This is a genomic window from Sphingomonas sp. CCH9-F2 (genome assembly GCF_001556735.1).
Taxonomy (GTDB): domain Bacteria; phylum Pseudomonadota; class Alphaproteobacteria; order Sphingomonadales; family Sphingomonadaceae; genus Sphingomonas; species Sphingomonas ginsenosidimutans.
Genome location: NZ_LSJO01000171.1, coordinates 1 through 5642, shown reverse-complemented (window position 1 = coordinate 5642; position 5642 = coordinate 1). Strand labels below are relative to the sequence as shown.

Here is a 5642-nt window from a genome sequence, read left to right as displayed (position 1 = left end):
ATGCCGGACTGCGCACCCATGCGCTCGTGGCGCTCAGTTCCGCCGCCATAATGGTTTCGGCATTGCTGATCGTACAGGATCAACCGGCGGAACGGGATAGCGATCCGTTACGCGCGGTCCAGGGTCTTGCCCAAGCGATCGGCTTCATTGCAGGCGGCCTCATCTTCGTGCGGGGCGGCGACGTGCGCAATATGACAACGGCTGCAAGCCTTTGGCTTAGTGCCGCAGTCGGTATTGCCGCCGGTGCGGGGCAAACCGTGCTGGTGGCGCTCGTCGCCGGGATCGCGCTTCTGCTGCTGTCGATTGTCAGGCTCGCCGAGCGCCTTTTGCCGCGGAGATCGGGAGGCGATCAGGAGAGCGACGGGCTTCAGATGCCCAATCGCCGCGGCTCGATCGGAGATCATCGGGAGGACGTGGATCGGAAAGCCCGGCAGAGAGATTAATCCTCACTTAGGCCGACAGGCTCGCTCCAATGATGAAGCCGATTGCTCCAATGAATACTATAGCAAGTGCGAGATAGTCGATCCAGCGCGACGCACCCGGATTTCCGTTCTGCTGATGTACCAATTCCATCACGCAACCAAAGCAGTAAATCGTGGCGCTGATAGGAAGCAGCGGGCTGAACATGCTGACCTCAGAACGCCATTGTCGATCCAAGAGGTAGTGCTTTGCGGGAAGAAAGGCGCCTCATCGGCGCTGCTTTCTATAGCGCTCGTAACGCTGCTGGATCTCGCTTTCCCATTGATTGCGCCGTTCCTGGCGCTCCGCGAGGTCGCGATGCCATGTGGCGGCGAGCGCTTTCATCACGCGTAAGCCGCGTCGCGCTTGCTCGCGCAGCGCAAGGACACGCTCTGGCAGATGCACATGGCCTGCGCTGCGAAGGCCAGCAAGGGTTTCCTCCGCCAAGGCCAGCGTGCTCGCGTGGAAGCGTGCCCGAGCTTCGTAAACAGTCAAAGATCGATGGTCAGGAGGATCATTTGTCACTTTCGCTATCCCGAGCTTACGAGAGGGATCAGGGTGCCGGCGCGAATCCGGTCACATGCAAGGTGCCGTTCCCGCCCCGGATGCCGCTCACCTTGACGGATTGGCCGATGAACCGCTCGATTCCTGCTGTCGAAAGCAATATCCATTCGCGGCCATCCTGTAAGCGCAGCACCAGATCACTCCCGACAGCGTTGAGCATGCCGGTCAACTCGTGGCGTGTTCCGAGCGGCATGTTCTCCCGCAATCCTCCATCGCTAGCCGAGAGGCAAAATATCAACGGCGAATATACTTTAAGGTTTCAGGTGGGACTTCGTTGAATATGCATCCGGAAACTATGCCGCCGAGGCGTGGAGATAGCTTGGATCGAAGCTGGCGGCTTCGCCGAGCCGGTCCGCATCAAGGATCGTCAGCGTACGGTTACGCAGCGCCACCAACCCTTCGGCGCGGAGGCGTTGCAGGGTTCGATTGACGTGGACAGACGTGAGCCCGAGTGCATCGGCAAGCTGCTCCTGGGTCAAAGGCAGGCTGAACTCGCCATCCTGAATCTGGCCGACGCGCTTGATGCGGGCGTGCAACTCGCACAGCAGATGCGCGATTCGGGCATGGGCATCGCGACGCCCAAGATTGACGATCCAGGTGCGCAGCACCGCCTCATCAACGAGGCTGGCCCACCAGAACGCTTGCGCGAGCCTCGACCGCTCGCGCGTCGCTTCGATCAGCGCGGTACGGGTGACGGAGGCGATCGTGACCTGCGTGAGGGCAAGGACGCTATGGTCTGCTTGCTTTAGGACCGCAGCGCCCATGTCACAGATATCGCCGGGAAGGAGGAAGCCAGTGATTTGGCGTCCGCCATCCGGCAATGCCTTGTAGCGTGCCGCCCAACCATCGAGCATGATGTGGATATGCTCCGGCTTCTCTCCTTCCCTCACAATATCCTTATGGCCGCCGATCGTTCGCGTGCCGGCACATATCGTTTCGATGGCGTGGCGATCGTCGGCCGAGAGGGCGGCAACAGCTTCAAGCTTGGCGAGCAGCGGGTTTGTTATGGCAGCCTCCTCTCTCGGGACGCTACTTGATCCATGTTGCTGAGCGAGGCCGCAAGAAGATTCGAGGAGCCGGGCCTCGACGATCCGCTCCTCGCCCGAATCGAGCAATGCATTGTTGATGGCGAGCTACGGATAACGCGCTTGGTCGCGATCATCGACCAACTCGCAAGCCACGGACACGATACCTCACAGGCGGAAGATTTGCTCTGCCGTTTCGGGGATGTGCTTGAGATGTGGATGGCACGCCGGAGAGCGGTCATGCCCCACTAAGGTTTGCCTGATGTTGGTCCGAAGCCGATCTAGTTTTTAGACCGCGAAAACCACCCGCGAGGAGAAGGACATGCCCCTGAAGGCCATCGCATTGAATTGTACCCTGAAGGGTGCAGCCGGCGAGCAATCCTCGACCGATAAAATGATAGGCCTTGTGGCGGCCGCACTCGCGAAGCATGAGGTGGAATGTACGGAGACGATCCGCGTCGTCGATCATGATGTGAAACCGGGCGTGACCTCCGATGAAGGTTCGGGCGACGAATGGCCGGAGCTTCGCCGTCGCATCCTTGAGGCCGACATTCTCATATTCGGTACGCCCGTCTGGCTGGGCCAAATGTCGAGTGTCGCCAAGCGCGTACTGGAAAGGATGGATGCTTTCCTCAGCGAAACAGACGAGCAGAGCAGAATGCCGAGCTTCGGCAAGATTGCCATCGTGGCGATCGTCGGAAACGAGGATGGTGCCCACAGCATCAGCGCGGCCCTCTATCAGGCATTGAACGACACCGGCTGGACAATCCCGGCCTCCGCCGCCTGCTACTGGGTTGGTGAGGCTATGGGAAAAACCGACTTCAAAGAGCTTCAACCTGTTCCGGACAAGGTTCAATCGACTGTCGCCATGACCGCCAGCAACGCCGCCCATCTCGCGCGACTGCTCCAATCAGCAGCTTACCCCGGCTCCGGCACGTAGGAAACAATCGATGGGGGGTACCCTATGCGATCCAGTATTCATTCCCGCCCGCAATCGCTCTTCCTCTTCCACGACGGACTTCCTCGCCGTGGCGACTTCTATCGACTTTGCCGGAGGCTGGAGCGACGTGCCCGACTTCGCCGGCGAGGAAGGGGGTGCCGTACTCAACGCCGCGATCGACCTCTACACCGAAGGGCGTGCCTGCTGGACGGAGAGCGGCTTCGACCTGTCGCTCCATCTGGCGGTCTCTCCGGACTCACATCTCGGCACCTCCTCCTCGACTAATCTTGCTTGGGTCGAGTTGATTGCCGGTCTGACCAGGCGGACGCTGTCCGACGTTGAGCGGGCCGAGCAGGCTGCCCGGATCGAGCGTGCAATGGGTGAAAAAGGCGGCAAGCAGGACCAGTATGCAGCGGCGCTTGGCGGCATTAACCTGCTGCGGTTCGGCGGCGCTGACGAGCCCGCGGAGGTGACTCCGATCGTCCTTCCCGAGCCGGCGACCGCCGAACTCGCCGAATGCTGTCTCCTGTGTCACGCGGGCTCGTCACCGGACTCAGGCGACCTCCATGCCCAGGTCTGGCGGCGGTTCGCGGAGGGCGATGTTCGTGTCCGCCAATGCCTGCGCGCCATCCGGGATAGCGTGGAGCCGGCCCGGTCTGCCCTAGAGGAGGGCGACTGGGCGGCACTCGCAGCCGAGATGACCCGCAACCGCGAACTCGCCCGAGCCCTCGGCGGTGGTGCCGTAACTGAGCGCATGGATGCACTGTTCCAGGCAGGCGAACGCGCCGGAGCGCTAGGCGCCAAGGGCTGCGGCGCGGGTGGCGGAGGCTATGTGCTGTTTCTTTGCGAGCAGGACGCGCGCAGCCGAGTCGAGCAGGCGTTGACCGAACTGGGTGCACCTGTGCGCCGGTTCGGCTTTGTGCCCCGGCGCGGAGTAGATGGGTGAGCGCTCAAACCACCTGCTGTGCGCCCCGGCGACGTTGCAGGCCTGGAGCAACCAATCCAGATCTCTGAGATCACCGAGGCTGTAGGGCCAATATCGGGCGCAATTTACATCGGCCGATCCGCAAAGGCGCTCGCCACCTCATCGAGCAGCATCTGCTCGCAATCCTCGTAGCGCGGTGAGAAGTGGAACGGCTCAAGCCGGCGCGCCTCGCACGCACGTCCGATTTCTCCGGCGGCAATGGTGGTCAGATGCGCTCTCTCCGCCGCGCGCTGGATATCCGAACCCGCGAAGCTCGCCTCGATAAAAAGGATGTCGGCGCCGTAGCAGAGGGAGACGATGGTAGCCCGGTTCGCGGGTGTGTCCGCCACGTCGGTGATGTAGCCCACCTTCTGCCCAGGCTCGATGCTTACCAACTTGCGCAACGCGCCGAGCGGCCGGGTGCGGCCGTCCGGAAGCTGGATTGGCGCGTCGTCGGGGAGTCCGTCGCGGATGGCGGCCTTGAGCGGTTTTAGCCATGGGCCGACTGCCAGACCCGCTTCTTCGACGCGATTGCGCCAGACGTTGACGTGAAGTGGTTCCTCAACCGCGAAGCCGAGACAGGGACCGTGGTGAGCAAGGATTGCCGCGTGAAGCTGCCAGTACGGCGTTTCGAGCACCGCGCTGTCGGCAAGTTCACGGACGCCCGCCGCCTCCGGCGCAAACCTGCGCGAGAAGCGAAATCGCGTCGTTGCGATTTCCCCCGGCCGGGCAAGCTCGTGCACGACGAACACGAGCTCGGTCGCGTAACGTTCAACCAGATCCCAGGTGTAGCCCGCCAGCTTCGATCCTATGCACCCGGCGAGGCCCATTGGGCCGACGAGATCGATGATCGCGTCACGCCCGACATTGACCCTCAAAAGCGCGTCGAAGCCGAACAGTATCAAAGGGGGTAGGCTGAAACGGCGGGTGCTCTCGGACATCCTGACACGATTTTTTCGTGTTGTGTCTGAGCCGCGCTGAAAATCAGCCTACTCCGTCAGGAAGCGGCGGAGTTGAGTGAGCGAACCGACCCTTGATCTTGCGGAAGCGCGGCAGGCGATCGAACGCCTGACCTCGGTCGACCTTCTCAGACTGAGGAAGGCGGGACGACAATATGCGTTTGCCGCAGGGTGTGAAGCCGACGACCTGCTCAACGAAGCTGTATGTCAGACGATCGAGGGTGTTCGGAATTGCCCGCGCAGGATGGGAATGGTGGCATTCCTGATTGGCGTCATGCGCAGCCGCGCGTCCGCTAGGCAACAGAAGGTCGAACCCGAACTGGTATCGGCTGATGCCACTGGACGATGGGTGCCAAGGTGCGCAACGGCATTCTGGAGAGCTGTGAAGCCAGGATCATCGGCTTTCGCAATCAGGCGATCATCACTGTGAAAGGCGATGGCGATCCGCGTCGCCGTCGCTTCTCGATCGCGCACGAGTTGGGCCACTGGCAGCATCATCGCGGCCGGTCGTCGGTCTGCAGGGCGAGTGAGATCGGAAGTGTCAGCCAGGGCGGTGCCGGCATTGAGCGGCAAGCTGATAATTATGCCGCCGACCTGTTGATGCCGGCCTATCTGTTTCGACCGCTTGCTGCCGCTCACCGGCGGCCGTCATTCGAAGCAATCGACGCTCTGGCGGTGTCAAACGGCGTTCAAAAGGGACCCCCGATCGGCGTCGAAGAGGGACCCCCTTT

9 protein-coding genes are annotated in these 5642 nt (G+C 61.9%); 4 read left to right on the top strand and 5 right to left on the bottom strand.

Annotated features, from left to right (window positions below):
* On the top strand, window positions 1-443 hold a 443-nt coding region (locus tag AX685_RS04890; RefSeq protein WP_197418490.1), incomplete at its 5' end, for an MgtC/SapB family protein.
* A 7-nt stretch (window positions 444-450) separates the two neighbouring features.
* Here AX685_RS04890 and AX685_RS21420 read toward each other — a convergent pair.
* The 4 genes from AX685_RS21420 to AX685_RS04880 form a co-directional block, all read right to left on the bottom strand.
* A complete protein-coding gene (locus AX685_RS21420; protein ID WP_156445678.1) occupies window positions 451-627 on the bottom strand; it encodes a hypothetical protein in 177 nt (58 codons plus the stop codon).
* Between the two features lie 60 nt (window positions 628-687).
* Window positions 688-906 carry a hypothetical protein gene (locus AX685_RS21415; RefSeq protein WP_197418489.1) on the bottom strand — a complete coding sequence of 73 codons (219 nt, stop codon included), beginning with the start codon at window positions 904-906 and terminating at the stop codon, window positions 688-690.
* 106 nt (window positions 907-1012) lie between these two features.
* A complete protein-coding gene (locus tag AX685_RS04885) occupies window positions 1013-1183 on the bottom strand; it encodes a DUF5818 domain-containing protein (protein WP_156445676.1) in 171 nt (56 codons plus the stop codon).
* A gap of 133 nt (window positions 1184-1316) precedes the next feature.
* A complete protein-coding gene (locus AX685_RS04880) occupies window positions 1317-2138 on the bottom strand; it encodes a Crp/Fnr family transcriptional regulator (RefSeq protein ID WP_197418488.1) in 822 nt (273 codons plus the stop codon).
* A 232-nt stretch (window positions 2139-2370) separates the two neighbouring features.
* On the opposite strand from AX685_RS04880, the gene AX685_RS04875 reads away from it, so the two are divergent.
* Window positions 2371-2988: a flavodoxin family protein gene (locus tag AX685_RS04875; RefSeq protein ID WP_066485972.1), complete on the top strand. Its 618-nt coding sequence runs from the start codon at window positions 2371-2373 to the stop codon at window positions 2986-2988.
* Window positions 2989-3076: 88 nt separating this feature from the next.
* Window positions 3077-3934: a GHMP family kinase ATP-binding protein gene (locus AX685_RS04870; protein WP_066485970.1), complete on the top strand. Its 858-nt coding sequence runs from the start codon at window positions 3077-3079 to the stop codon at window positions 3932-3934.
* 104 nt (window positions 3935-4038) lie between these two features.
* Here AX685_RS04870 and AX685_RS04865 read toward each other — a convergent pair whose 3' ends face one another.
* Entirely contained in the window at window positions 4039-4893 is an 855-nt protein-coding gene (locus tag AX685_RS04865; protein ID WP_156445675.1) for a ribonuclease Z, read from the bottom strand.
* A gap of 363 nt (window positions 4894-5256) precedes the next feature.
* Between AX685_RS04865 and AX685_RS04860 the strand changes: the two genes are divergently transcribed.
* Window positions 5257-5642: ImmA/IrrE family metallo-endopeptidase (locus AX685_RS04860; RefSeq protein ID WP_156445674.1), on the top strand; the 386-nt coding region annotated here is incomplete at its 3' end.